We start from the raw sequence: 25,983 nt of genomic DNA, 5'->3' as shown, positions 1-25,983 counted from the left end.
TAACTCATCGCTGATTAACTCGCTTATGACCAATTCCACCCAATCCTTTCAAGCTCCCCGCATTCTGGTATTCGATTCCGGTGTCGGCGGCTTGAGTGTCGCCCGCGAAATCCAGCAACGCTTGCCGCTGAATCCGCTGGTATACGCCTCGGATAACGCGTTTTTTCCTTACGGCACCAAAGGTGAAGCTGAACTGATTGAACGAGTGGATTTGGTTATAAACGAACTTTTATTACGCTATCCGGCCGATATCCTCGTTATCGCCTGCAATACCGCCAGCACCCTCACCCTGCCCCATTTGCGCAGCAAGTTGAATGTGCCAATTGTCGGGGTTGTACCGGCAATCAAACCGGCGGCGCTGATGAGCAAAACCGGGGTGATCGGCCTACTCGCCACCCCCGCTACAGTTGCGCGCCCCTACACCCATGAATTAATCCGCGAGTATGCGGCTAATTGCCAGGTAATTTCGTTGGGCAGTAGCGAACTGGTACAAATCGCCGAACAAAAATTGCGCGGCGAAGCGATTGATGTAAATGCCATTGGCAGGATCGCGCAGGAATTGATGCGCGCAGATCAAGCAGAACAAATGGATGTATTGGTACTAGCCTGCACCCATTTCCCGCTATTAAAAGATGAATTGGCGCAATACCTGCCCACGCAACTGAAGTTGATTGATTCAGGGGCAGCGATTGCAAGACGGGTAGAGTTTTTGCTCGCCGATGCTGCAGAGCCACCGGCAGATTATCTACCCGAACATCTCGCGGTATTTACCAAAGCCACCGAAGCTGCAGAACGTTTGGCACCAGCGTTAACCAGTTTTGGAATTCACCAACAGGCTTATCTCGATATCTAAACCACCAGACGCAACTCATGCCCGTCAGGCTGCAAGTTGCGCAAAATATCCATACTGGTAATCACGCCCAAGGCTATTTTCTTTTCCGTCACTACTACACGGTGAATATTGTTTTTCACCATCACCGCAGCAACTTCTGCCACAGAGGCCTCTGGCCTCACGGTAATAATTTCGTGCTGCATAATCTGATGCACCGTGCAGTTATATTCTGCGCGATTACTCCAGTCGCGCAGGCTGGCTTCATCCAAATCAATTTCACAACTTTCGCGGTAGTAATTGCGCAGCGCTTCGCGGCGGTTGTCTTCATTCATACTGCTGAATTTGAAAATATCCGAAACAGTCACCACACCAACCAATTCATGGTCCGATGCGATCACCGGAGCACCAGATATACCGTGTTTAATAAAAAATTCCGCGAGCCGGTGAATAGTCCAACCTTCATAAGCACTCAGCAGGGTTTTGCTCATAATGGCTTGGGCATTAAGGTTATTTTTATGGGTTATCGACATATCGGATTCCTCTTTTCGAGTTTCGTCTGCAGGTTTCAGGATTCTTTGCAGAAAATTGGAAATGCCCTTTAAGTATTAACGCAGGCGATAAATTCGACACTCATTGACGAGCAAAACTCGCGCATCAATTAGACTTTTTCTGCATTAAAACTATCGATTGATAAATATCGATGCATCTCAGACCAATAAAAAAGCCGCTGGATTTATCAATCCAGCGGCTTTCGTCAATCCAATCAATTTGTTATAGATCGGTAATTGGTTGGTACTTGGGCACGAGGGTTTTCATCACACCCCATGCAAGCAGATAAGCGACCGCACAGACTGCAAACATAATCGCGTAGCCAGTATGGATATTGCCTTGGGCACCGTAGTAGTCAAACAACCAGCCGCCGGTCTTAGACAAGAAAACACCGCCCAAACCGCCCGCCATTCCGCCGATACCTACCACTGAACCCACCGCTTTTTTGGGGAACATATCAGACACAGTGGTAAAGATATTTGCTGACCAAGCCTGATGCGCAGAGGCGCCTATACCAATCAGGATGACCGGCACCCAGAAACCGTAATGACCTAAAGGCTGCGCAAGCAATACCACTAATGGGAAGAGTGCAATTACAAACATGGCGCGCATGCGGCCATCGTAAGCGTTGTAGCCTTTGTTCATAAAATAAGTGGGGAACCAGCCGCCGCCGATACTGCCGAACATGGTCAAGCTATAAAGCACGGTTAACGGCAGCATTAGCTGGGTGCCGGTCAATCCGTATTGTTCACCCAAATATTTTGGCAACCAGAATAAGAAGAACCACCAAACACCGTCAGTCATAAACTTGCCGAACGCAAATGCCCAGGTTTGGCGATAGCCGAGCAATTTAAACCAGGAGGTTTTTAACTCTTCTTCAACAGGCACAACCGGCGCTTCACCCGGATTGGTATTGATGTAATCCAACTCCGCCTGACTCAGGCGTTTTTGTTTGGTCGGAATTTCGTAATAAATCTGCCAGAGCACCATCCACACAAAACCAATGGCGCCAATCACAATAAACGCGGTTTGCCAGCCCCAATTAACCGCAATCCAGGGCACAGTCAAAGGCGCAAGAATCGCACCTACGTTGGCACCCGAATTGAAAATACCCGTCGCAAAAGAACGCTCTTTTTTAGGGAAGTATTCAGCGGTGGCTTTGATCGCCGCAGGGAAGTTACCCGCCTCACCTATCGCCAGCACGGCGCGGGAAATCATAAAACCGATAATTGAAACCGGGATCGCAGCTATACCTGCAATCGCCAACACATTGTTAGTGAAGTGGCCGATAGGCACCGCATAGGCATGCATGATCGCGCCAATAGACCAGATCACAATCGCCACTATGTAGCCCAGCTTGGTACCCAGTTTGTCGATAACACGACCAGCGAAGAGCATGGAAATGGCGTAGACGAATTGGAAAACCGCCGTGATATTGGCGTAGTCGCTGTTAGTCCAGCCGAACTCTTTGGATAGAGCGGGAGCTAAAAGGCTGAGAACCTGGCGGTCGAGATAGTTAACAGTGGTTGCAAAAAACAGGAGGGCACAAATCGTCCACCGGTAATTACCAATAGTTTGATGGTTCATAGGGTCACTTGTTTATAGTTATGGAATACAAAGGGAATCATAGACGCACTTTTGAATATCACTCAAAAAGTGGCAGCCTAACGAAACACTCACCTAATGTATTGACCTTATTTGCCTGTGTTCTTTTGCCTGAAGGCGCGCCCTTTGGGCTATTTTTAATTGTGGGCGGGAAAAGTAGCATGTTTCATCTGGCCAGACAAGCCAAGTAGCCCGCTAAACCCTTGTGCGACAAAGGTTTATAACCAAATCAGCACCTTAACTTTGATGCGCACAAGCACTGTTTCCGGTGCCATAATACCCAACACTTTTGACTGGCAACGATTACAAGGCAATTGCAGACATCATCATGGTTGATACCTGGTTCGATATAAAGCCCCACATTTCCGCTATCGAGAGCGGTGAATTGATCATCACCGCCAACAATCGCCTGCGCAACCATATGCTGCGCGCTTATGGCCAACGGCAGACAGATGCGGCCGGCGTTTGGGCGAGTCCGCGTATTTATTCATTAAGCCAATGGATTGAAATGAATTGGGATGTATTGCAGCGGCGCGCTTATGCCCCGGCGGCACAGCGGATTATCAATAACCTGCAACGCCAAACCCTGTGGGAAAAGATTATTGGCGAATCCTCTCTAGCCGCCGCTCTCTTGCAACCGGAACCCCTGGCACAAGCTGCCGATAGCGCACTGCGCAACCTTGAACTCTGGCAACTCAATGAAGAGCAAGTCAGTGCCGCCGAGCCACTGTTAAATGCGCAGAGCAATACTTACTGCTGGCTTACCTGGCTGGGTGAGTTTCGCGCGCGTTTGGCGCAGCTGGGATTTATTACACAAGAAAGTGCAAATCAAATATTGATCGATGCATTTAAAAATTTGCAGCTCGATCAAGAAGCCATTATCCATCTCACCGGATTTGACGATATTCCGCCCCAGCATCAGGATTTAATTAACAGCGCCTGTCACGAATTGCGCAATATCAAACTGGATAACCAACAGACTCAACTAATTCGTACCGAGACACAAAACAGCGAAGCAGAAATCCGCGCAGCGGCGCTCTGGAGCAAAATCCAGCTGGAGCAAAATCCGGCGGCGATGATTGGGATTATCGTGCCGAACCTCGGCCAATGCCGCGATCAAGTCGAGCGCATTTTTGTTGAAGTGTTTGAACCACTCGCCGCCCTGCCGTATCGCCCTCGTTACACATTGCCATTTAACTTTTCTGCCGGTACACCACTGGGCGCCACGCCCATTATTACGGCTACGCTGGATTTATTGGAGCTGCAAAAATCTTCCTGGGACTTGGAGGCGATTTGCAATTTATTGCTTTCACCTTTTTTTGGCGATGCCGATAGCGAATTAGTCTTGCGCACACATTTAATCCAAACACTGCGCAAACTCGGAAAATTTACTATCAGCTTGAGCGACTTGCGCTACCACTGCCAAAAACTGAAAAGCAAATTAGGTATCGCCGAAAGCGATAACAATCTGATTACACGGTTGGTGCAACTGGAAAACTATCGACGCCAGAGTTTTGGCAATCACAGCGCACAACAATGGTGTGATTTTTTTCAACAGCATTTGCAATTACTTGGCTGGCCGGGCACACGGCAGTTGGATAGTCAGGAGTACCAGCAACTCACCCTGTGGAACCAGGTGCTGGAAAACTTTTTGCAACTGGACGGCACCGGCATTCAATTTAATTATCCCGGTGCGATACAACAACTGCGCAGCATCGCCGGAAAAACACCCTTCCAGGCACAGACCCCCAATTCACCGATACAAATCCTCGGCGCACTCGAAGGTGCCGGTTTGCAATTCAGTCACTGCTGGGTGATGGGCTTGCACCATCGCCAATGGCCGCCAGTGCCGGCCCCCAATCCACTATTGCCAACCAACTTGCAGCGCACACAAAAAATGCCGCACGCAAGTGCAGAACGGGAATTGCAATTTGCACGCGCACTCACAGAACACTATCGCCAATGCGCGCCTGTAGTTGTATTCAGTTCAGCCCACAGCGATGACGACAGCGAACTCAGCCCAAGCGCATTGATTCGACATCTACCACTCACAGCAATTGACTCTTTAATGAGTAACGATCAAAGCATTAGCGCACAAAATTATCAGGCACTCGCAGCTGCCAGTCATTTGGAAATAGTTTCCACTGCGCAAGCACCGCAATTATTAATTGCGCAGGAGCCAGTGCGCGGCGGTGCCAGTTTATTTAAAGAACAAGCCGCCTGCCCGTTTAATGCGTTTGCACGATTACGTTTGGGCGCAACCAGTATCGATGAGCCGGTTGCCGGTTTATCTGCCATTGAACGCGGCAATCTATTGCACGATGCACTTGCGATTATTTGGAAACAACTGAAAGATCAAAACACTTTGCTTTCATTAGATGAAACAGCATTAACAACGCTAATCACTACAACAACTCAAACCGTGGTAGATGCGCTCAAACAAAAACGCGGCACCAGCATAGGTGTTTTTTATGCACAGCTGGAACAGGAACGGCTTGCTCAATTAATAGCAGACTGGCTCGCGCAGGAAAAAACGCGCCCCGCATTTTCTGTCGTCGCCATTGAAGAAGAGGTACAAATTGAATTTGCAGGTTTGCCACTGCGTTTACGCATTGACCGTATAGATCAACTCGCTAACGGCGATTTACTCCTGATCGATTACAAAACCGGCCAACCGAAATTACAAAGTTGGCAAGGCGAGCGCATGGATGAACCCCAGCTACCGCTCTATGCAGTTACTGCCACCAGTCCCGTTGCGGCTATCGCGTTTGCGCAGATTAATGCTAAAGCAATGAAGTGGATCGGCACGGGCGAATTAAACACGAATCACGATGGTATTTATCCAAGCAAACAGCCCTGGGGAGAACAATTGCAAGAGTGGCAAATGTATTTACAACAATTGGCTGCTGATTTTATCCAGGGCGATGTACGTGTCGATATGAAAAACCCCACCACTGCGCAATACGCGGAAGATTTGCTCCCACTTAATCGCCTGCAAGAACAGGATGCGCTTGATGCATTTATTCGCCGCATGCAGGGAGCTGTGTAATGTCTGAATTAATTGCAATACAACCTATCGATCAGCACGTCCGTATTGAAGCGCTTGATCCACAAACCTCTTTTGCTGTATCTGCACCAGCAGGCTCTGGTAAAACCGGTTTGCTAACGCAGCGCGTATTAACCCTGCTCGCTTATTGCGATGAGCCGGAAGAAGTATTGGCGATTACGTTTACGCGCAAAGCCGCCGGAGAAATGCAAGACCGGATTATGCATGCGCTCTGGCAAGCAGCCGATCAGCCGAAACCGCAAGACCCGCACGCGCAGCGCACCTGGCAACTTGCGCAAAATGTATTAGAGCGCGACCGCGAATTGCAATGGAATTTGTTGCAAAGCCCGCAGCGTTTGCGGGTGCAGACTATCGATAGTTTATGCCGCTCTATTACCAAACAATTACCGCTTGCCAGTGGCATAGGCGCGCAGCCAGATACACTGGAAGATGCCGAGCAAGCCTATCGTTTAGCCGTGCGTGAATTATTTAATCTGCTCGAACAGGAATCGCCTCTTCGCGACGATTTAACCCGCCTGCTGCGCCACTTGGATAACAACCTGCAAGCGGTGGAAGAATTATTAATTAGCCTACTCGCCAAACGTGAACAATGGCTCAGCGTGTTATTACAGGCACGTCATGAAGACGCACGCGCTTATCTTGAACAAGTCTTGCGCGATGTAATCTGCGAGCATTTGGATTTGGTTGAAGCCGCGTTATTAATTCACAGCAGCGAGTTATGCAGCATAGCCGACGACGCCGCAACCAATTTGCAGGAGGAAGGCGAACGCAAAAATCGCATTCACGAATTGCTCGGTATCAGTGCGCTGCCCGACGCCGAACCCGAATCGCTTAATGAATGGCTGGCGATTGCCGATCTATTGCTAACTAACGGTGGCACCTGGCGCGCACGATTAACCAAAGCCGAAGGGTTTCCAGCGGGAAAAGAAAACGCTGAATTAAAAAATCGTTTTAGCGAATTAATCGCAGCGATTAGCGACACAGCGCCGGAAGCAGAACAACTACTCCAAGAACTCCGCTCACTGCCATCGGCCAATTACGCCGAGCACCAGTGGCAATTGCTCGACAGCCTGACCAGCATATTGCCGATACTCGTTGCGCAATTAACCATCGTATTTAAACAACAAAGCGCCACTGACTACACAGCGATTAGCCAAGCGGCATTGCTTGCGTTGGGTGATGAAGATTCGCCCACTGATTTGGCATTGCAGCTGGACTATCGCATCCGCCATATTCTCGTCGATGAATTCCAGGATACCGCCAGCCCGCAATTAGAGCTGCTGCGAAAACTCACCAGCGGTTGGCAGGCAGGCGATGGTCGCACGCTATTTATTGTGGGCGACGGCATGCAATCCTGTTACGGCTTCCGCAATGCCAATGTGGGTTTATTTTTGGATGCACGCCAGCAAGGCATAGGTTCAGTCGATTTAACCGCACTGGATCTGCGCGTCAATTTCCGCTCACAAGCAGGTGTAGTGCATTGGGTTAATAGTATTTTTCAAAACGCGTTTCCAGCACAAGATGATATAAGCCGTGGTGCGGTAAGTTATTCCCCTTCAGTCGCCTTTAAACCAGCAATTGATGGTGATGCGGTAAATTTTTATGCGTGCACTTACTCTACCGAAAAATCGGCAGAAAAAAATAATGATGGCGACGATGATGATGTTCCATCGCGCATACATGCCCAGCAACAAGAGGCCGAAAAAGTCGTTGAGTTAGTACAACAAGCGCGCTATGACAATCCCAATGGTAGCGTTGCAATTCTGGTGCGCACGCGCAATCACCTCACACGCATTTTACCTGCGCTGACAGCTGCCGGTTTGCACTATCAGGCCACTGAAATTGATCGCCTCGCCAGCCGCATGGCGATTATGGATTTACTCTCGCTCACCCGCGCACTGCTAAATCCAGCGGATCGCATTGCATGGTTATCAGTCTTGCGCGCGCCCTGGTGTGGTTTGGACAATAGCGACCTGCACAGCATCACCACGGCAAATCTCGCCGAACAAAACCCGCGCGTTAACGAAACGGCATTTGCAGTGCTTTGGCCACAACTTGCATTGCATGAGCAGATTAGTGGAGTAAGCGAGAGTGGAAAAATAATTCTAGCAAGAGTGGTCCCAATTCTTAAACACGCATTGCAAGAGCGCTACCGCAAACCACTGCGCCAATGGGTTGAAGGAATCTGGTTTGCTTTAGGTGGACCTGCAACCTTGCTGGACGCCAATGACCGCGACAATATCAACAGCTTTTTTGCACTACTCGACAAACATCAACAAGGCGGCAGCATTCGTGATTGGCAAGCGTTTAACAATGCGATCGAACGTTTATTTGCTGCACCGCGTGCCGATGCCGACCCCAAATTGCAAGTGATGACCATCCACAAATCTAAGGGATTGGAATTTGATACGGTGATTATTCCCGGCCTCGATCGCAGTGCGCGCAAAGACGACAAACAATTATTGCTCTGGCAAGAGCGCATTAACCATCACGGCGAGAAACAATTATTACTCGGCTCGCTTGCTGCCACCGGCAAAGAAGAAGACGGCCTCTACACGTTTATGCGTCGCGAAGCAGATAAACAACAAGCCTTTGAATCAACACGCTTGCTCTACGTCGGCTGCACCCGTGCGATTAAACGTTTGCATTTACTCGCGTGCATCAATACCAAAGAAGATGAATTAGTCGCACCTGCCAAAGTATCGCTACTACACAGTATTTGGCCGTTTGTAGAAGACAACGCAATTAATGTATCCAGCAATAACGCTAACAATCGCAACAATTCATCTACTCTGGAAAATACCAAGCCAGGGTTACAACATATTTTGCGTTTACCCGCACATTGGCAAGCACCTGTACTAACCGATGTCACCTTGCTCAAAGATTATCGCGGCCACGAATTTAGCATGAGCGAAAGTGACAACCCGCTCAATATTCCTGAAGTTGAAACCACCGGTGCCCGCCTCGCTCGCCATACCGGCACGGTCATTCATAATGCTTTGCAAGCGCTGGTCGAAAACAAACTGGTCACCAATCGCGATTGCATCGCCGCCGATATTTTTATCAAGCAGCAACATACGTTCTGGAAAATCCAACTGCAACAACTCGGCTGGAGTGGCGACAATCTCAACCGTGCATTACAAAAAATCGCCACAGCGATCACTAATACATTAACCAGCGAAAAAGGCCGCTGGTTGCTTAACAGCGACCATGAACAAAGCGACTGTGAATTATCGCTCATGCAAAAAGACAAACAGGATGTGCGCGAACATATAATCGACCGCACATTTGTTGCCGATGGTGTGCGCTGGATTGTGGATTACAAAAGCAGCGAACCCGAAGCCGGACAAAGCTTGGAAGATTTAGTTACGCGAGAGTTTGTAACCTACAAGGAGCAGTTGCAGCGCTATGAGAAGGTGATGGGCGCAGTTGAATCCCTACCGATTAAAACGGCGTTGTATTTGGTAAGTGTTGCGCAATTAGTAGTAGCCAACTAAAAATTTACCACGTTCTGGCTCGGGTAAATTTTCAATAGATTGACGCATATCAACTCAGCAAAACTCACACCTGATTTAATGGTTCCACCCACAAGGAGCCAACTATGAGAGCGCGAATCTACAAAAAAATGGCCGGAACCTCCGCCGTATTTATCCCCGCCGATTTCAACCACGCATCCCCCGTTGAACGCGATGGCCTAACCTGGACAGATACCGAACTCAACATGCCGGAAACCCCACAAACCTTGCAGTGGAAACCACCACTCGATAGTTCATTAGCATTAGAAGGTCTAGAAGAATACGACCCACCTACTCCGGGTGATGCCCGCTACATAAACAAGCTGGGGATTGGATTTGTATATATTGGAAAAATTCGGGGATGGGTAGCGCTAACGGATTTTGTTTAAATAAACATAAAAAAATCACCTAAATTCAAGCAACGCAATCGCCGCCGCTACACCAGAGCAATAGGCACCTTCGATACGCGCATCGGTAAGCCAATCGCCTGCCAGCGCTAAACCTTGTTCAGGCCATACAGCAGCAGCGCGAGCATCATGCTCCGTAGCTCGCGCAAAACGCCAGCGATGCACATAGCGCACATGGACAGGCGGCAGTTGCTGACCGGGCAACCAATTTGAGAGCACGCGCATAAATTCTTCCAACATCATCGCTTGAACAATTTCCGGTGAAGCTTCCAGATGCGCGCGCGACCATTCAGCCGTGGCGTGCAGCACATAACATTCGCCCGTTTCGCGCTCGGGTTTGCGATTATTGTGAGCAATCCAACACAGGAATCCCTCATTCACAAACGCTGCAGCAAACGGCAAATTTAATGGGTACTCGACATCCAACAACATTGCCCAGCAAGGTTCCATAATCGCGCTGGCTGCGAGTGCGTGGGCAGCGCTACCCACTGGAAGTAACGCCTGACTTTGTGGCGCAGGTAATGCAAGAATGAGATTATGGGCTCGCCATTGCGAATGGTTTGTTTCGATTGTCCAACCAGACTCGCTGTACTGCACTTGCTTCACCTGGGTGTGATAAGAAACCTCAAGCCCCGCCGCTCTATGTACCAACGGCGATTTCATCTGCGGCACGCCGACATAGCGCTCGCGCGAGCGACTTACACTGAGCTGTTCTCCGTCCCACACTGCGATAGGTTCGCGCCAGGGTGCGACCAAACCTTCATCCAACCAATGTTGAACCTGCGCGCGAAATTCAGGTGAGCGAGCCGTAAAATATTGCGCACCGTGATCCCAACAGCCGTCTTCTTTTGTGCGCGTTGCCATACGCCCGCCTGGGCCGCCGGATTTTTCCAGCACACATACACGCTTGCCCAACGCACTGGCTCGCGCAGCTGCTGCCAGACCGGCCATGCCTGCACCGACAACAACCAGATCACACTCATTTATTGCTTTCAAACAAACACTCTCCACGAATTGCAGCCGCATCAGTCAGTTGTGCAAACACATTATCCAAACCATTGGCAGTAGCCAAACCCAGTATCACACCCAGCACCGCGCCCCTGTGACAATTATCGCCGCCAAGATTGGCATTGGCGATTAACCCTTGCTTTGGATCAGCACAATATTTCCACGCGAGATATAACACACCTGGCCAGGAATCTTCGATGTAACAAGCGCGCGAAAACTTGCCACCGACAACCCGATTATCATCGTGATATTGTTGCGCGAGCTTCTGCACATCAATACCCGCCGCTTGTTTTGCCGTTGCAGCAATCAACCCGCGCCCATCCTCTGTAGTACGAAATAAAAGCGCATCGATTAGCGCGACGTAAGCGTCGCAAATTTTTCCCAAGTGCTCATCGGGATGAGTGAATAAGATATGCGTGCGACATAGATCTTGCACACGGCTTAACGAGCGGTCATGCAACAGTTCCGCAATCGCGATAGGCGCAACCGTCACCAACCCACCGACAGACGCGGTATCGTGAGTCACAGCACCGCATTTTTCCGCTGGGCGTCCTTTGGCAAAATTGGCAAAAAATCCACGGTGATAGGATTCGGCGTAAGTATCCGGGTGCTGCGGTGTTTCAGCGGTCATAAAGGCGATGTAATCGCGCAAAAAAATCGCGGGATCATAGCGCCCCTGGTTATGCTGAATCCCCCGCATCACCATACGCATGCAATGCAGGTTAAGCGTATTCTCTCCCGCCGCCATACCGCGATGATAATGCTGATTGGCAACACCCCAATACTGGCGCTTGCCTTTCAAAATAATATCGCCCACCACTTGCGGGCCATTGCTCGCGTGCTGCGCACCGCGACCACCCGCATTGGTGGAATGCAAATTCATAATGGAGGAAGGATGAAACGCTGGAGCCGCTTCGAATCTGGTGATGCCACCGGGAAATGCGGCGTATATATCCTGAGGGTTGTAAAACCAATGCACTGGCATTGCTAGCGAATCAGCAATAAAACTGAGTTGGATCGCAGCGCTCACACGGGCGCTGATGAGCTGATGACTCATTCAAAAACTCCTGCAAACAACAATGCGGGAGCCGCGCCTACTGTAAGTACCACACGCAACTGCCAAAACCACCGCGCTATGAGCTGCACGCGCCACAAGAAAATAAAATCCAACAACAATTGCAGCACTAGCAGCGCCGCAAATCCTATCAATGCCATTTGCCGATCCAGCGTTAGTAGAAACCAGGCAAGCAAACAAGGCACCAGGCTCCAACCGAATAAAAAACCGCGCGAGGCTAAACCAACTAATCCTTGCGGCCCATTCAAGGCAATGCCCCACCAAATTGCTCCCACAAAGGCGAGTATTAGCGCGGCATAATTCACCAGATGCGCTAGCGCCGAGACAACCCAATCACCAGTCGCCCACAGCTCCGCAAACGCCAGCCCCCAAAAGGGCAAAAGCCCTAACAGGCCACCGATAACAGCGACAGGATTTGCACTCAATTGCGATTCGTTTGTATTCACTGCCCCACCTGGTATGCAAATTACATCAGTGCTTTATTCGAAGGGAGGCGGAATTGAGATCAGGTCAGGTGTAAAACAATGATGGGAGAGCTACTAAAGTGCAGAATTGATTACCATACCTGGTGCTCTTAATTTTTTTAATATCAAACACGTTTAACATCTTGGTAAATGGCAGAATTCGGAATTAAAAATAATAATGCTAAATCTTTCGCCAAAGATAAAAACCCAGCACTACAAACCCGCAAGAAAATAACAATCCGAAAAAATGGCCTTTAGCAAAACCAACTGCTATTACAGAATTTGCGTAATTATCCGGATCAACATAGACAGTGACGCGATCGCCAATACGCAAAACTGACGCAGGTTTGTTGATGCCGTAACCGACGGTAGTATTGCGGTATTCGTTGCCGTTAATTTCGTATTTATATTCCAACCAACGGTTAGTGACGTTGTATGGTGTTGCCAAGACGCGGTTCATATCCTCACTGCCGTTGGTGACAATTCCCTGATGGGTTTCCCAATTGGCAGCGGCCACACTGCTAATGATATTTTTCATAGTGGTCAGCAAAAGTAAGGCAGCGGCGAGTATGCATAAACCGAAGAATAAATTGCGAAAGCGTTGATAGTTTTTTTCCATTTTATCGTTCATTAAAGAAGCCTTTTCTCATTACAACAATGTGGATGTAACCAGTAACTACAAAACAGGGATAGCAACCTATTTACTCGATGCGACCACCCCGTCGCGCGTCCAATCAAATTCCATTTGCCGCGCAGTGCGTTCAGCAAGAGATAAACCCGCGATGCGTGAAACCAGATGGAGGCTCATATCAATACCCGCTGATATTCCTGCCGATGTCACTACAGATCCTTCATCCACCCAACGCACATTGCTGATCACATCCAGTGAGGGGAATGCATTTTTTAAATCATCTTGATCTTCCCAATGTGTTGTCGCTTTATGCGTAGTCAGCAAACCCGCTTTGGCAAGCAGAAATGCGCCTGTGCATACAGAAGCAGTGACCTGGGTGCAACTTGCAGCGCGATTGATCCAGTCATGTACCTGAGGCTTTTCCAGCTCTGCGGTAACTACACCGCCGGGAATAATGAGCAAATCCAGTGATGGGTGTGAATTGAAGTGAAAATCAGGAACAAACTTGAGCCCTGCCCTTGCACGCACAGGGTCAGGTTTTTCTGCAATGGCATACACGTTGAAAACGGGGGGATCCACAATGTTTTCTCGCGCGGCAACACGGGTTGCAGTGGTAAACACTTCGTAAGGGCCAGCAAAGTCCAGCACTTCAATTTCCGGGAATAAAAAAATGCCGACGTTATAGTTCATTGCAAAATCCTCTTTTAAAAACCAAGGCATTAAGAGTGCGCCGCAAGAACTACGCAGTTTGCGCAATGCTGAATGTACCATAACGGGTTAAACAATCACCATCTGGTCACTGTTTTAGCAGAACAATAAGTAAGGGGAGGGAAAATGCGAGAAACCCGCTCCCGCATTGTGCGGGAGCAAGCGTTAAAGCAGAAGCGTCTTGCAATAGCGCAATACAATTAAATAAACAGCGTACCTATGTAGAACAATCCGCCCGACAACAAAATGGTAGCAGGTAAAGTGAACAGCCATGCCAGCAGAATTGTGCGTACGGTTGAAAATTGCAAACCTGTGCGATTGGCAACCATAGTGCCGGCCACTGCCGATGAAAGTACATGCGTGGTAGATACCGGCATGCCCGTCACACTTGCGACCCCAATTGCTGTCGCAGCGGTAATTTGCGCTGACATTCCCTGTGAATAGGTCATACCACTTTTACCAATTTTTTCACCGACGGTGTACACAATGCGCTTCCAACCCATCATAGTGCCAAGACCCAAGGCCAAGGCAACAGTGATAATTACCCACATAGGTGCATATTCAGTTGTCGCAGTCAGATCTTTGCGCAGGTTTTTCAGGTCGCCTTTTTTCTTGTCGGAAATCGTATCCAGCTTGGACACTTTTTTCGCGGTGTCATCAATACAGAGCAATAAACGACGCACACTGCGGCGCTGTTCTAAATTCAAATCAGAATAATGATTTACACCTTTTAATTGACTCTCCAGTGTGTTGATCACTACCAGCGATTCTTTGCCGTTACATTTGAAACTGTCAGCAACCACTTCACCTTCTTTTTTGGTGAAATCGACCAACCCATTCAAATTGTTTTCATTGGCATTATAAAAATTACGCAGGTGGGTTGCGGCATCGCGCGTGCGTTCAATTTGATAGGTACTGCTATCCAGATTCAACACAAATTGCGCCGGGGTCAGGCCTATTAATACCAACATGATCAGGCCGATACCTTTTTGTCCGTCGTTGGAGCCATGCACAAAACTCACGCCCATCGCCGAGGCAACCAGGGTTACGCGCGTCCAAAATGGAGGGTGTTTTTTACCGTCAATCTGCTCGCGCTCTTGCGGAGTTTTATGGATTTTGGGGCCGGTAAATATTTTCTTCAGCAGAAGCAATACCAGTGCCGCCACGCCAAAACCCACCAGTGGTGAAATCAATAGCGACAACATGATATCGATAGCTTTTTTGACATTCACACCTTCGCTAATCGGGATATCGGTAATCAACGCATTGGCAAGACATACACCCAAGAGCGAGCCGATCAAGGTGTGCGAGCTGGATGCCGGAATACCGAAATACCAAGTGCCGAGGTTCCATACGATCGCTGCCGTCAAGAGCGAGAAGACCAGCACCATACCGTGCACTGAGGTGATATTGAGCAGCATATCGACCGGCAATAAATGCACAATCGCATAGGCAACCCCCAAGCCACCCAGTATCACACCAAGGAAATTGAAGATACCTGAGGCGACAACCGCCATATGGGGCGACATGGCTTTGGTATAGATAACTGTGGCAACTGCGTTGGCGGTATCGTGAAAGCCATTGATGAACTCGTAGGCCAACACAAAAAGAACAGCAAAAAACAAGCTAAGACCCATCGCAAAACTGAGTCCAGTGAACATATCGATCATAGGTAATCCACTTGATTGACTAGAAAAGTAAATGCAACAGCATCGTCCTTGTCATTGCACAGAGCGAAATTTCCAGCAACGGCTTACAGCCTTACATCAGCCTGGATAACTCGCATGGGATACACAAAATAGAAGCGCCCCCGAGGGGGCGCCCTATGTGACAATTATATTTCAAAGAGAGTGGCGAGCGACAGCTAGACAAGCCAGGGGGAAATCTGCATCCAGGGGGATAACTGAACTATTTCTTCCAGTTTCAGATGGCAAGTGAGAAAACACCTTATTTGGCCGCCACAGCCAGCTCACATCTGTGCGATTCCGCTGCCCCATGCCCTGCGTATCAACCGACCGCAGCCGACCGATTCCAACGCCGGACGTCCGATTACTGTCTCTTTACGGGCCACTATGCCATAAAGGGATTTATCGGCGCTGATCCAGGGATAAAAACCAAAGGCACCTGGGCTGCTGAAGGCGCCATCACCTACGACAGGATCATCCTCCACCCAGTGACCGTAGGAGTAATGCCAATGCTCAGCGCTGTAATTGATGTCGCCGCTGCTACCGCTGATAGGGGTCGCTATGGCATCGCAGGTTTTATTGGTAATTGCCGGATCAACCCAGGCACAGACAGGATCAGCCCCCAGATATCGACCTAACTCAAGATCCTGATTGAGCATCGCGCGCAAAAATTCTGCATAGGTGTTGGGCGACATATTTGCCCCGCCCGCCAACGAAGGGAAATCATAGGTGAGCGTGGAAAAACGATTGGTAATGCGACGAATTTCATCGGCAAGAAAAATGCCGTTGAGCAAGCCGTCGTCATCGCGATATTCACCTAAACCAAGGTTGACGGCGTACGCCTGCATATGGCCGCCGTTATAGGAAAACTTATTGGCACTCGCGGGATTGTAGTTGGCAATGGAGCCAGTAAAACAGTCAGCGACTGTATGCTTCAAGCACAGCGGTGTTTCTTCCTGATCATAGCCACTGGTGAAATTTAAAAACTGTCTGCGCGCGATGCTGCGCCCACCAATATCGATACTACCCCCACTCAATACTGCATAACCGTCGCGCTGCATTGCATATGCACCGAATACCCATTTAGATGCAGAAGCAACCCCCATGGGAACATTGGGGCCAATGCCTTCCGCCGTCTCTGCTTGAGGATTTTGCGGTGCGTTGCGTCCACCCCACCCCGCTGCAAGGGCACCAGTTTTATCGCCGATTTGCCAATAAAATATATCGATACTCTTACAGATAGAATTATCAGCAACTGTTGTATTCACTGCGGTAACTCGCTGCTCCAGAGTCATTATTGAAACTGAACTAGTGGCGAGCGATGAAAAATTATTGGCTGAGGATGAATGATTAACTGAGGATGGATTGGAAATAAGTGACGCGCTGCTTGCTCCGGGCGCACCGCCACCAGATCCGCCTCCACACGCAATTAGTGCCGAACTGATTAGCACCGCAATAAAATTAGCAACACGCATAAAAATTCCTCATCTTACAGTCTGCTATTTACTCTTCATTTTGCTGGCGACGCATAAAACGTTCACGGGCTTTGGCGCGTTGCTCTGGTGTCATATTGCGGAAGCGGTCGCGCAATTTTTCACGCTGCTCAGGCGATAGTGATTGCCAGCGTTCGCGCATGGCGGTGCGCTGCGCTTCCGGCAGATTATTAAACCACTCAACACGCTGTTTCAGTTTGGCTTTTTCTGCCGCAGGCAGCGCTTGATATTCGCGATAACGCGCGCGCAATTGCGCTTTTCTCTCAGGTGACAGATTTTGCCACCGATTAAACCGCTCTCTCAATACAGCCTGTTCCGCCGGCGTCATGTGTTTAAATTTCTCTGCCTGCGTGACTAATTTTTCACGCAGCTCGGGGCTGAGCTCAGGCCATTGGTCTTTCACATTTAACAATAGCACCTGCTGTTCACTGGTTAAATCTGACCAGAGTTTATCCTTGGCAACACCAATCGATGGCATAGTGGCAAGCCAACCTAACAACAGAATCACTACTGATTTTTTTATCAAAAAATCACTTTTGATGTTACTCATGGTTGCACCTCATCAGCTTGAACTGCTGCTTTTTCGTCACGTAATTTATTTGCACTCACACCGTCAACCGATATTGCTTTGGCAGATATTTTTTCCATTTCGGTTTCGGTAATCTCGCTAACGGTCATCAGCATTTCTGGTTCCATCAACTCACCTTGCACATCGCTAAATTCCACCAAATACTGCAACAACTCCGCCGACGGCGGTGTATTCTCTTCTGTTGCATGTGCGTCAAATGGCAAAATCAGCAGCAAACCAATGATCCACTGACGATGTAAACAGTTATGTTTCACTACTAGTGTCCTCAGTAGTTTCACCCAGCACTTGCAGCATTTCCATATCCTCCAACAATTGGGGATCAACACTTAAATAACTGAACTCATCACCAAACTCCAAAGCAGATTGATCATTCCAATATCCCGGCAACACCACCGCAGCAGCAATACTTGCCGCAGCCGCTATACCAGCCAGAGCATTCAGCGGTGTTGATATCGATCTCTTACTCGCCAACGCTTGTTGACGCGCCTGCAAAAGCGAAGCGTGCGCTTCAGCATCAAGTGATTGCAAACTCACATCCAAAGCATCTGCAATTTTTATTGCCAACTGCTCATCCGCATTGGGGATTTGATCTTCCGGTTTCATAGCAATCACTCACCGAGTAGTAATTGTGTACGCATAAATTGCAGCGCACGAAAATAATGGGTTTTTACACTTCCCTCGCTACAGGCCATCACACTAGCTGTAGACGCCACATCAAATCCTTCCCAAGCGCGCAATAAAAATACTTGCCGCTGGCGCAAAGGCATCATCGCCAACGCATCAAGCACGCGGTTAATATCTTGTGCGCGCGCAACAATCTCTGCAGGATTTTCATTCTTGTCATCGACAATTGTATCGATAACACTCTCGCTCTCGTCTTCTACAACATTTGCGGGCACCTGCCAAAACCAACGACGCTGTTTGGTTTGCGCGCGATGCCAATCCAATATTTTGTGCTGCAAAATGCGCTGGAATAAAAGCGGCCATTCAGCGCTATCGCGCGCGCGATAGGATTGCACCAGATGCAACATCGCCTCTTGCACTATATCCAGCGCATCAGCCGACTTTTTTGTCGTTAACAAAGCACTGCGATAGGCACGCGCCTCTACGCTCGCTAAAAATGCATCCAGCGCGCTCTCGGCTGGCGATGAACTCATAAGCGGAAGAATCTTGGCCGGCATCTAATGACTCAATAGGTCGATAGTGATAAACGTGTGTTCACTGGGTATAACGGCGAAGTGGAAAATTGGTTGACAGGATTATTCATTATTTTTTGGCATGGATCGCTCAAAAACGGCGGGCAATAAAAAAACCGCCACAGTTGCCTGGGCGGTTTTTCTATCACTACTGGTTTGACTACAACCAGATTAGAGACCAATTACGTTTTCAGCCTGTGGGCCTTTTTGGCCTGGCTTAACGTCGAACTCTACTTTTTGGCCTTCAGCCAGGGTTTTGAAACCTGAACCGGTGATAGCGCTGTAGTGAACGAATACGTCTTGACCTGCTTCACTCGCGATGAAACCAAAACCTTTAGATTCGTTGAACCATTTAACGGTACCAGTACTTCTAGCCATAATAAACCTCGATGCTCTTTGTAAATAATAAAATGAATACCCCAAGGTGGAGCTGTGCTGGCGGATTCAGATGTTACTTATGAAGAACAAAACGTGGTGCTAATAGATGTACTGCTAGAACAACGAGGTGACTTGCCATAAATAATGCTGTGAACAGACCAACAGGCCAAATATATTCTGCGTGTCGTTCGGTGTAAAGGCTTTGTTGCAAGGCGATATAGGTGATTTTTAGTTATAAGGGCTTTAGTGTGCGGCAATTTGCCACTCCCGTAAATGGAGGTCACTCGCTAAGATGACTCCATACCATCACCTCGTTGACATACCGTCTTTCACTTAAACGGGCAACTGGTTAATCTCCTTCGGGCTGGCTCGCCGGCCCATTTTTGTCTCCACCTCACTGCCCTATTTAACAGCACCAAGTCGCGCAAAATGCGACTTTCGGTAGAGTCTGCATACACCCTTACCAATCTAATTGCGTTTAGAATGCGCTCGGGCAAAGTAGCGCCACCAATAACAGGTAAAGGAAGCAATCCATGCAACAGGTTCATAGAGTCACCGGGGCTATCCCCTTTTTCATTGCCGTTTTTCTCAATGCGTTTGTCGATCTTGGCCATAAGATCGTTGTGCAAAATACCGTTTTCAAACTCTACAACGGCAATGAGCAAATTTTGCTCACCGCGGTAGTCAACGCCATGATGTTACTCCCCTTCATTCTGTTGCTTAGCCCTGCCGGTTTTTTATCGGATGTTATGCGTAAAACCCGCGTGATGCGCGCCATGGCCTGGTTTGCCCTGGCATTGACCCTGCTGATTACTGCCTTTTACTACCTGGGCTGGTTTTGGGCCGCGTTTGCAATGACGCTTTTACTCGCCGCTCAAGCCGCGATTTATTCACCCGCCAAATTTGGTTACATCAAAGAATTATTTGGTAAAGAAAGCCTCGCGCAAGCGAACGGTGCCGTTGGTGCACTTTCGATGATTGCGATCCTTTCCGGTATCGCTGTGTTTTCGATTTTCTTTGAAATGTACTATCCGAAAGGTGCCGGTACAGAAAAAGACGTGATTCAAGCAATTGCTCCACTCGGCTGGTTACTGGTGTTAAGTGCAATCATCGAAGTGGTAATGATTTATCGCCTTCCCGAACAGCCCACACCGCAAACAACTGCCCACTTTTCAACCAAAGCTTACTTAACAGGAAAATTATTTGCGGAAGATATGGCGCCAGTAATGCGCCAACGAGTGATCCGTTTATCGGTTGTTGGCCTCGCAATTTTCTGGGGCGTAGGTCAAGTGATGCTTGCCGCCTTCCCCGCTTTCATCAAAGAAGAATTGCACATGGATAATGCCATGATCGTGCAAGGCATTCTCGCGTGCAGCGGTATTGGTATCGCACTGGGTTCGATTATCGCCGGGCGCTTCTCGCGTAATTATATTGAAACGGGTTTGCTGCCTTTAGGCGCATTGGGTTTTGCTCTGGGTTTATTGTGTTTGCCTCACTTGCATTCTTACACTGCATTTATGCTTGCGTTTTTGTTTATTGGGTTTAGCGGTGGTGTGTTTACCGTGCCCCTTAATGCCCTGATCCAATTTCACGCTGGCGAGCATGAGTTGGGTCGTACCCTCGCTGCCAACAACTGGGTACAGAACGTGGTGATGCTGGTTTTTCTCGTTATAACCGTCGGGTTTTCATTTGCAGGATTCAGCAGCAAAACCTTGCTGGAAATTATTGCGGTTATCACTTTGATCGGTTGCTGTTACACCATCTATGAATTGCCGCAAAGTCTGGTGCGTTTTGTTTTTTCGCGCATTGTTTCGCAGCGCTACCGCGTGTTAGTGCAAGGGATGAAAAATATCCCTGCAAAAGGCGGTGTATTGTTGCTTGGCAACCATGTGAGTTGGATTGACTGGGCGGTATTACAACTCGCCAGCCCGCGCCCGGTTCGCTTTGTTATGTTGCGTGCGATTTACCAACGCTGGTATTTGAAGTGGTTTTTCGATTTGTTTGGTTGCATCCCGATTGAATCCGGTGCACAGAGCCGCAATGCATTGGATACGGTTGCAGCAAGTTTAAACAACGGCGATGTGGTGTGTTTATTCCCTGAAGGTGCGATTAGCCGCACCGGTCATTTAGGTGAATTTCGTCGCGGTTACGAACGTGCCTGTGAAAAAGCCAATGACGATGTCGTTATTGTTCCCTTTTATTTACGCGGTTTATGGGGCAGCCAATTTTCGCGTTCATCTGCCCACTTAAAAAATAAAAACCGCCCGTTGCTAAAGCGCGATTTAATTGTCGCATTTGGAAAACCGCTGCCTAAAGAAACCAAGGCGGATGTGTTAAAACGCCGCGTGTTGGATTTATCGATTCGCTCATGGCAAGAATATGTAGACAGTTTGGACACCATTGGCCGCTGCTGGATTGACGCTGCTAAAAAAATGGGTAACCAAATGGCAATTATCGATACCATGGGTACAGAGCTGAGCGCACATCGTGCGCTGGCCGGCGCCAGTGCCATCGCCAGCCGTATCGCCAAATTACCCGACCAGAATATCGGTGTACTTTTGCCGACCAGTGCTGCTGGTGTGCTCACCAACCTCGCGGTAATTCTGACCGGAAAAACCCTGATCAATTTAAATTACACAGCAAGTCAAAGTGCTTTTGCATCGGCACTTACGCAAGCAAATATAAAAACCGTATTTACCTCTGCACGCTTTTTGAAAAAACTGGAGGACAAAGGCATTCCTGCGCACAGTTTATTGCAAGGCGTCAATGTGGTTGCGATGGAAGATTTTGCAGGCAGCATTTCTACCGCCGAAAAAATTGCCCGTTTATTATTGATCAAAATACTACCTGCATTTGTGTTAAAAACACTCTGGGCGCGGAAACAAAAAGCAAATGATATCGCCGTTATTTTATTTTCCAGTGGTAGCGAAGGTATTCCCAAAGGTGTACAGATTAGCCACAAAAATATTATCGCCAACGTTAAACAAATTACCGATGTATTAAACGTAGAAGAAAAAGATGTAGTAATGGCAAACCTACCGCTGTTCCACGCATTTGGTCTAACAGTGACACAGTTTATGCCGCTGCTCGAGGCTGTACCTATGGTATGTCACGCTGACCCGACGGATGCATTGGGCAGCGCCAAAGCCATCGCACAAAATCGTGTAACCGTTTTATTCGGTACATCTACTTTCCTGCGTTTATATTGTCGCAACCACAAAATCCATCCACTCATGTTAGAGAGTTTGCGTTTGGTGGTTGCTGGTGCAGAAAAACTGCAAGAAGAAGTGCGCACCGCATTTAATCTGAAATTTAATTTGTCGATTTATGAAGGGTATGGCGCAACCGAAACCACCCCCGTCGCTAGCGTCAATCTGCCCGATAAAATCGATACCCATTACTGGCAAGTGCAAGCAGGCAACCGACCCGGTTCCGTGGGCATGCCCCTGCCCGGCTCCAGTTGTATGATTGTTGATCCGGTTACATTTAAGGAATTGCCCACCGGTGAAGCAGGCATGATTTTAATTGGTGGTGCGCAAGTGATGGTTGGCTATTTAAACAATCCAGAAAAAACGGCCAGTGCTATTAAAGAAATACAGGATATGCGCTGGTATGTAACGGGCGATAAAGGTGTGATTGACGAAGACGGCTTCTTGTTTATTCAGGATCGCTACTCGCGCTTTGCTAAAATCGGTGGCGAGATGGTCAGCCTCACTCTCGTTGAAAGTGCATTGAAAAAGGCCATCAACAACGATGCTATCGATGTGATTGTAGTTGCGATTGATGATGCCAAAAAAGGTGAACGCTTGATCGCCATCACCAACGCCGAAGTGGCAAAAGATGAAGTTCGCACTGAAGTATTGCAGCAAGGTCTAAATGCGCTCGCGATTCCCGGAGACTGGATGCAAGTAGAAGCAATGCCATTATTAGGCTCAGGCAAAACGGATTTCAGTTTGGCGAAGAAGATGGCGAGGGAGTGGAGTGAGGTAGGTACAGCGGCAGCTACCGAGACCACAGCGTAATTACTATTGGTGTGCTTGGGCGAACAATCGCTCAAGCACACATTCAAAATCAACTATTTACCGCCCCAACCAAAGCTGCAACAATCACGTTATCAAGCCATCCCTGCACAAATCCTATCAGGGGTAACCGTTCCCTTGAGGTTCCCGCGCCATGACCGTCAACCAAACCATTGTAAAAACACAGGATTCCAGTTGTCCTCACGATAAAAAAGTGAGCTGCGGCAACTGCCGATTGAATACCATCTGCCTGCCTATCAGTTTGCATATAGAGGATATTGATCGACTCAACAACATCATTCAACGCGGTAAACCGCTGCAAAAAGGGGATTATTTGTATCGTGCCAACGACCCCTTTGACTCTGTGTATGCCATTCGCTCAGGGGCGGTAAAAGCCATGACTCTCAGTGACAATGGCGAAGAACAAGTCACCGGGTTCTATTTACCGGGCGAAGTTGTGGGGATGGATGGCATTGCCGACAACCGCTATACCAACTCCGTAGTTGCACTGGAAACAGCATCAGTATGCGAAATCCCGTTTAATCGTATGGAAGAATTAAGCCTGCAAATTCCCAACCTGCAGCGCCATTTCTTCCAACTTATGAGCCGCGAGATTACCCAGGATCAGCAAGTTATTACGTTGCTTAGCAAAAGCAGTGCAGAAGAGCGGATTGCCGCGCTGTTGCTAAGTATCTCCAGCCGCAATAGCCGCCGCCAATTATCGGCTAATGCCTTTCGTTTACCCATGTCGCGTACTGATATCGGCAACTATTTAGGGTTGACCATAGAAACTGTCAGCCGCATTTTCACCCGTTTGCAAAAACAGGATGTCATCACTGTGGATAAAAAAGAAATTCTCATTAAAAACATGGAACAGCTACGCAATATCGCCAATGGCGACACCGAAAACTAGAACATAACGAGCAACCATCGATGACCGACCAAAACCGACTGGAAAAAACCCTCGCTGCATTTGATGCGGCAAATTTACAAGACCCAAATACTGAAATAGTGGATGGCAAAGCCGTTGCCAAAGAATGGATTTACGCCCAGCGCATGAGCGCACAATTACATAAATTCTGTGCAGCCCCGTCAGAAGCATTGCAACTAGCAACACGCAGCCAGCACATATGCCGCTGGAAAAGCCCGCGTAGCGATTACCCTATGGATAGGAGCGGCTATAAAAAATGGCGGCTGGATCTGGCGCAGCTACACGGCGAAATTGCCGGCGACATCATGGCAGAACATGGGTATGACGAAAGCATGATTGCGCGGGTGAAAGATCTACTGCTGAAACGCAGCTTGAAACGCGACGATGAAGTACAGGCGCTAGAAGATGTCATCTGCCTGGTGTTTATTGAATTCTATCTGGAAGATTTTGCAAGCAAGCACGATGAAGAAAAACTCATCGATATTATTCGCAAAACCTGGAACAAAATGTCAGAAAAAGGCCACGCTGCCGCCCTAAAGCTACCTTTATCCGAATCCATGCTGGGTCTGGTCGGCAAGGCGTTAAGTGCAAGCTGATCGCGATTTAGCGTTTAATAACTATCCAACATCCACAACAGCAATCCCACATTGATAAAAAGGAACATACCGTGTATCTAGCTCTTAAACATCTTCATCTAACTTTTGTTGTGTTATCGCTGCTGGCTTTTTTCGTACGCGGCATCTGGTTGTTTATGAACTCCAGCATGCTTAGCAAAAAATGGGTAAAAATATTGCCACATATCATCAGCACCATTTTATTGGTAAGCGGGATAGTGCTGGCAGTACACCTGAGCATGTCGCCCGGAAGCCAGACTTGGTTGATGGCTAAAATTATTGGTTTGGTCGCTTATATCGGTCTGGGTATTGCCGCATTCAAAGTGCCTAATCCTAATGCGCGCAAACTACTCTGGGTGAGCGCATTAATCGTATTCGCTTATATCGTCAGCGTTGCAATCAGTAGAAACCCGCTGGGCTTTTTTAGCTAACTACACAGCCTGATTCGTTGTTACCCAAGGCAGCCGAGCGCTGCCTTTTGTTTGCCCGCTTTGACCCGCCCCAAAAAATTGATTCTTCAACGTTTGCAATTTCGCAGTGAACTCCTAGGCTTAAAGCTAATAGCTATATTCAGGCTTAATTTTATTTACAATACTTGACGTTTTTTAAAAAGTGATTTATATCACAGTCCAGTTGTTCAGCTTTCATATAACTTTAATAATCGGTGAGCCTGCTATGAAAAAAATCCTACTAACCATCGCCCTGCTGTCGCTATCGCAATTCGGTTTCAGTTGCGATGAAGCCTGCAAACGCACCAAGGCAGAAGCTGCCAACAATATAAAATTTGCCAGTTATCTGAATGCCAAATACTGCAAATCGACTGGTCTTGATTTTTTGTTACAGGGGCGCAAAAGCCTGCAAGCCTATCGCGACAAACAACTCCCCACAGCTCATCGCGGCGGTGCCAAGAATATTCGCCACTTTATTATGCAACGCAAAGACTGGCTGCAAGAATGCGACAACTATTTGCAGCTGACTGAGCAGGGTAGAATTTTCCGTGATAAAGACAGCACCGATAAAATCATCTCTGCAATGACCGGCACTGCTGCCGAGCTGGAAAAAATTATGAAGCGCCCCAAAGTCGAAGTTGAAAGCCTGGAGTTGGTGACCGCACCGGCAGCACAAAAATTTGATGATTTATTCAAGCTGGTTGATGCACATTATTTGGAACTGCAAAGACGCGGGTTACTTTGAGTTACCAACCAATCGCCATTTCG

General features: G+C 48.3%; 23 protein-coding genes. 9 read left to right on the top strand and 14 right to left on the bottom strand.

From position 1 onward, the window contains the following. Nucleotides 1-25: 25 nt before the first annotated feature. Nucleotides 26-853 (top strand): glutamate racemase, encoded by an 828-nt coding sequence (gene murI / locus J2X05_RS05145; protein ID WP_310069620.1) that lies wholly within the window; start codon nt 26-28, stop codon nt 851-853. Here murI and J2X05_RS05140 read toward each other — a convergent pair. Continuing rightward, nucleotides 850-1,362, bottom strand: coding sequence for a CBS domain-containing protein (locus J2X05_RS05140; RefSeq protein ID WP_310069618.1), 513 nt, complete (start codon nt 1,360-1,362; stop codon nt 850-852). The two genes, murI and J2X05_RS05140, sit on opposite strands and share 4 nt — an antisense overlap. 241 nt (nt 1,363-1,603) lie before the next feature. Beyond that, nucleotides 1,604-2,968 (bottom strand): MFS transporter, encoded by a 1,365-nt coding sequence (locus tag J2X05_RS05135; RefSeq protein ID WP_310069616.1) that lies wholly within the window; start codon nt 2,966-2,968, stop codon nt 1,604-1,606. A gap of 346 nt (nt 2,969-3,314) precedes the next feature. On the opposite strand from J2X05_RS05135, the gene J2X05_RS05130 reads away from it, so the two are divergent. The 3 genes from J2X05_RS05130 to J2X05_RS05120 all read left to right on the top strand — a co-directional run bounded on the left by J2X05_RS05130 (nt 3,315) and on the right by J2X05_RS05120 (nt 9,957). Beyond that, nucleotides 3,315-6,035, top strand: a complete 2,721-nt coding sequence (locus J2X05_RS05130; RefSeq protein ID WP_310069614.1) for a PD-(D/E)XK nuclease family protein — start codon at nt 3,315-3,317, stop codon at nt 6,033-6,035. Then, complete coding sequence (locus J2X05_RS05125) at nt 6,035-9,550, top strand: UvrD-helicase domain-containing protein (protein ID WP_310069612.1); 3,516 nt, start codon at nt 6,035-6,037, stop codon at nt 9,548-9,550. Before J2X05_RS05130 ends, J2X05_RS05125 begins: the two co-directional genes overlap by 1 nt. 104 nt (nt 9,551-9,654) lie before the next feature. Next, complete coding sequence (locus J2X05_RS05120) at nt 9,655-9,957, top strand: hypothetical protein (protein ID WP_310069610.1); 303 nt, start codon at nt 9,655-9,657, stop codon at nt 9,955-9,957. A 15-nt stretch (nt 9,958-9,972) separates the two neighbouring features. Here the strand turns inward: J2X05_RS05120 and J2X05_RS05115 are convergent, their stop codons facing one another. The 12 genes from J2X05_RS05115 to J2X05_RS05060 all read right to left on the bottom strand — a co-directional run bounded on the left by J2X05_RS05115 (nt 9,973) and on the right by J2X05_RS05060 (nt 19,202). Continuing rightward, a complete protein-coding gene (locus tag J2X05_RS05115; protein ID WP_310069606.1) occupies nt 9,973-10,971 on the bottom strand; it encodes an NAD(P)/FAD-dependent oxidoreductase in 999 nt (332 codons plus the stop codon). Further along, nucleotides 10,955-12,040 carry an ADP-ribosylglycohydrolase family protein gene (locus tag J2X05_RS05110; protein WP_310069604.1) on the bottom strand — a complete coding sequence of 362 codons (1,086 nt, stop codon included), beginning with the start codon at nt 12,038-12,040 and terminating at the stop codon, nt 10,955-10,957. The genes J2X05_RS05115 and J2X05_RS05110 overlap by 17 nt, the downstream gene beginning before the upstream one ends. After that, nucleotides 12,037-12,504, bottom strand: coding sequence for a DUF3429 domain-containing protein (locus J2X05_RS05105; RefSeq protein ID WP_310069601.1), 468 nt, complete (start codon nt 12,502-12,504; stop codon nt 12,037-12,039). The genes J2X05_RS05110 and J2X05_RS05105 overlap by 4 nt, the downstream gene beginning before the upstream one ends. 199 nt (nt 12,505-12,703) lie before the next feature. Then, entirely contained in the window at nt 12,704-13,153 is a 450-nt protein-coding gene (locus J2X05_RS05100) for a DUF3592 domain-containing protein (protein ID WP_310069598.1), read from the bottom strand. Between the two features lie 66 nt (nt 13,154-13,219). Continuing rightward, nucleotides 13,220-13,843, bottom strand: a complete 624-nt coding sequence (locus J2X05_RS05095) for a DJ-1/PfpI family protein (RefSeq protein WP_310069596.1) — start codon at nt 13,841-13,843, stop codon at nt 13,220-13,222. Nucleotides 13,844-14,061: 218 nt separating this feature from the next. Then, complete coding sequence (locus J2X05_RS05090; RefSeq protein WP_310069595.1) at nt 14,062-15,531, bottom strand: inorganic phosphate transporter; 1,470 nt, start codon at nt 15,529-15,531, stop codon at nt 14,062-14,064. 299 nt (nt 15,532-15,830) lie between these two features. Next, the gene (locus tag J2X05_RS05085) at nt 15,831-17,021 is read right to left on the bottom strand and encodes a hypothetical protein (RefSeq protein ID WP_310069594.1); all 1,191 of its coding nucleotides are present in this window, start codon (nt 17,019-17,021) and stop codon (nt 15,831-15,833) included. A 28-nt stretch (nt 17,022-17,049) separates the two neighbouring features. Next, nucleotides 17,050-17,589 carry a DUF3106 domain-containing protein gene (locus J2X05_RS05080; protein WP_310069593.1) on the bottom strand — a complete coding sequence of 180 codons (540 nt, stop codon included), beginning with the start codon at nt 17,587-17,589 and terminating at the stop codon, nt 17,050-17,052. After that, entirely contained in the window at nt 17,586-17,882 is a 297-nt protein-coding gene (locus J2X05_RS05075) for a hypothetical protein (protein WP_310069591.1), read from the bottom strand. The genes J2X05_RS05080 and J2X05_RS05075 overlap by 4 nt, the downstream gene beginning before the upstream one ends. Then, nucleotides 17,872-18,231 carry a DUF3619 family protein gene (locus J2X05_RS05070; RefSeq protein WP_310069589.1) on the bottom strand — a complete coding sequence of 120 codons (360 nt, stop codon included), beginning with the start codon at nt 18,229-18,231 and terminating at the stop codon, nt 17,872-17,874. The genes J2X05_RS05075 and J2X05_RS05070 overlap by 11 nt, the downstream gene beginning before the upstream one ends. Nucleotides 18,232-18,236: 5 nt before the next feature. Continuing rightward, a complete protein-coding gene (locus tag J2X05_RS05065) occupies nt 18,237-18,809 on the bottom strand; it encodes an RNA polymerase sigma factor (RefSeq protein ID WP_310069586.1) in 573 nt (190 codons plus the stop codon). Between the two features lie 186 nt (nt 18,810-18,995). Then, nucleotides 18,996-19,202: a cold-shock protein gene (locus J2X05_RS05060; RefSeq protein ID WP_039913407.1), complete on the bottom strand. Its 207-nt coding sequence runs from the start codon at nt 19,200-19,202 to the stop codon at nt 18,996-18,998. Between the two features lie 533 nt (nt 19,203-19,735). Between J2X05_RS05060 and J2X05_RS05055 the strand changes: the two genes are divergently transcribed. The 5 genes from J2X05_RS05055 (at nt 19,736) to J2X05_RS05035 (ending at nt 25,960) form a co-directional block, all read left to right on the top strand. Further along, the gene (locus J2X05_RS05055) at nt 19,736-23,224 is read left to right on the top strand and encodes an acyl-[ACP]--phospholipid O-acyltransferase (RefSeq protein ID WP_310069578.1); all 3,489 of its coding nucleotides are present in this window, start codon (nt 19,736-19,738) and stop codon (nt 23,222-23,224) included. 151 nt (nt 23,225-23,375) lie between these two features. After that, nucleotides 23,376-24,134, top strand: coding sequence for a fumarate/nitrate reduction transcriptional regulator Fnr (fnr, locus tag J2X05_RS05050; protein ID WP_310069575.1), 759 nt, complete (start codon nt 23,376-23,378; stop codon nt 24,132-24,134). Between the two features lie 20 nt (nt 24,135-24,154). Beyond that, on the top strand, nt 24,155-24,748 hold the full coding sequence (locus J2X05_RS05045) for a DUF4202 domain-containing protein (protein ID WP_310069573.1): 594 nt from the start codon (nt 24,155-24,157) through the stop codon (nt 24,746-24,748). Between the two features lie 71 nt (nt 24,749-24,819). Beyond that, nucleotides 24,820-25,197, top strand: coding sequence for a SirB2 family protein (locus J2X05_RS05040; RefSeq protein ID WP_310069570.1), 378 nt, complete (start codon nt 24,820-24,822; stop codon nt 25,195-25,197). 244 nt (nt 25,198-25,441) lie between these two features. Continuing rightward, nucleotides 25,442-25,960 carry a hypothetical protein gene (locus J2X05_RS05035; RefSeq protein ID WP_310069567.1) on the top strand — a complete coding sequence of 173 codons (519 nt, stop codon included), beginning with the start codon at nt 25,442-25,444 and terminating at the stop codon, nt 25,958-25,960. Nucleotides 25,961-25,983: the final 23 nt, after the last annotated feature.

The sequence above is a fragment of the Cellvibrio fibrivorans genome (assembly GCF_031457055.1).
GTDB lineage: Bacteria > Pseudomonadota > Gammaproteobacteria > Pseudomonadales > Cellvibrionaceae > Cellvibrio > Cellvibrio fibrivorans.
Note: the sequence above shows the minus strand (reverse complement) of the source record. Positions and strands in the feature narration are given on the sequence as shown.

Bases quoted from the DNA above. Each gene is read 5' to 3' on its own strand.
- murI (WP_310069620.1), top strand. From the start codon at position 26: ATGACCAATTCCACCCAATCCTTTCAAGCTCCCCGCATTCTGGTATTC.
- J2X05_RS05140 (WP_310069618.1), bottom strand. From the start codon at position 1,362: ATGTCGATAACCCATAAAAATAACCTTAATGCCCAAGCCATTATGAGC.
- J2X05_RS05135 (WP_310069616.1), bottom strand. From the start codon at position 2,968: ATGAACCATCAAACTATTGGTAATTACCGGTGGACGATTTGTGCCCTC.
- J2X05_RS05130 (WP_310069614.1), top strand. From the start codon at position 3,315: ATGGTTGATACCTGGTTCGATATAAAGCCCCACATTTCCGCTATCGAG.
- J2X05_RS05125 (WP_310069612.1), top strand. From the start codon at position 6,035: ATGTCTGAATTAATTGCAATACAACCTATCGATCAGCACGTCCGTATT.
- J2X05_RS05120 (WP_310069610.1), top strand. From the start codon at position 9,655: ATGAGAGCGCGAATCTACAAAAAAATGGCCGGAACCTCCGCCGTATTT.
- J2X05_RS05110 (WP_310069604.1), bottom strand. From the start codon at position 12,040: ATGAGTCATCAGCTCATCAGCGCCCGTGTGAGCGCTGCGATCCAACTC.
- J2X05_RS05100 (WP_310069598.1), bottom strand. From the start codon at position 13,153: ATGAACGATAAAATGGAAAAAAACTATCAACGCTTTCGCAATTTATTC.
- J2X05_RS05095 (WP_310069596.1), bottom strand. From the start codon at position 13,843: ATGAACTATAACGTCGGCATTTTTTTATTCCCGGAAATTGAAGTGCTG.
- J2X05_RS05090 (WP_310069595.1), bottom strand. From the start codon at position 15,531: ATGATCGATATGTTCACTGGACTCAGTTTTGCGATGGGTCTTAGCTTG.
- J2X05_RS05085 (WP_310069594.1), bottom strand. From the start codon at position 17,021: ATGCGTGTTGCTAATTTTATTGCGGTGCTAATCAGTTCGGCACTAATT.
- J2X05_RS05080 (WP_310069593.1), bottom strand. From the start codon at position 17,589: ATGAGTAACATCAAAAGTGATTTTTTGATAAAAAAATCAGTAGTGATT.
- J2X05_RS05070 (WP_310069589.1), bottom strand. From the start codon at position 18,231: ATGAAACCGGAAGATCAAATCCCCAATGCGGATGAGCAGTTGGCAATA.
- J2X05_RS05065 (WP_310069586.1), bottom strand. From the start codon at position 18,809: ATGCCGGCCAAGATTCTTCCGCTTATGAGTTCATCGCCAGCCGAGAGC.
- J2X05_RS05060 (WP_039913407.1), bottom strand. From the start codon at position 19,202: ATGGCTAGAAGTACTGGTACCGTTAAATGGTTCAACGAATCTAAAGGT.
- J2X05_RS05055 (WP_310069578.1), top strand. From the start codon at position 19,736: ATGCAACAGGTTCATAGAGTCACCGGGGCTATCCCCTTTTTCATTGCC.
- fnr (WP_310069575.1), top strand. From the start codon at position 23,376: ATGACCGTCAACCAAACCATTGTAAAAACACAGGATTCCAGTTGTCCT.
- J2X05_RS05045 (WP_310069573.1), top strand. From the start codon at position 24,155: ATGACCGACCAAAACCGACTGGAAAAAACCCTCGCTGCATTTGATGCG.
- J2X05_RS05035 (WP_310069567.1), top strand. From the start codon at position 25,442: ATGAAAAAAATCCTACTAACCATCGCCCTGCTGTCGCTATCGCAATTC.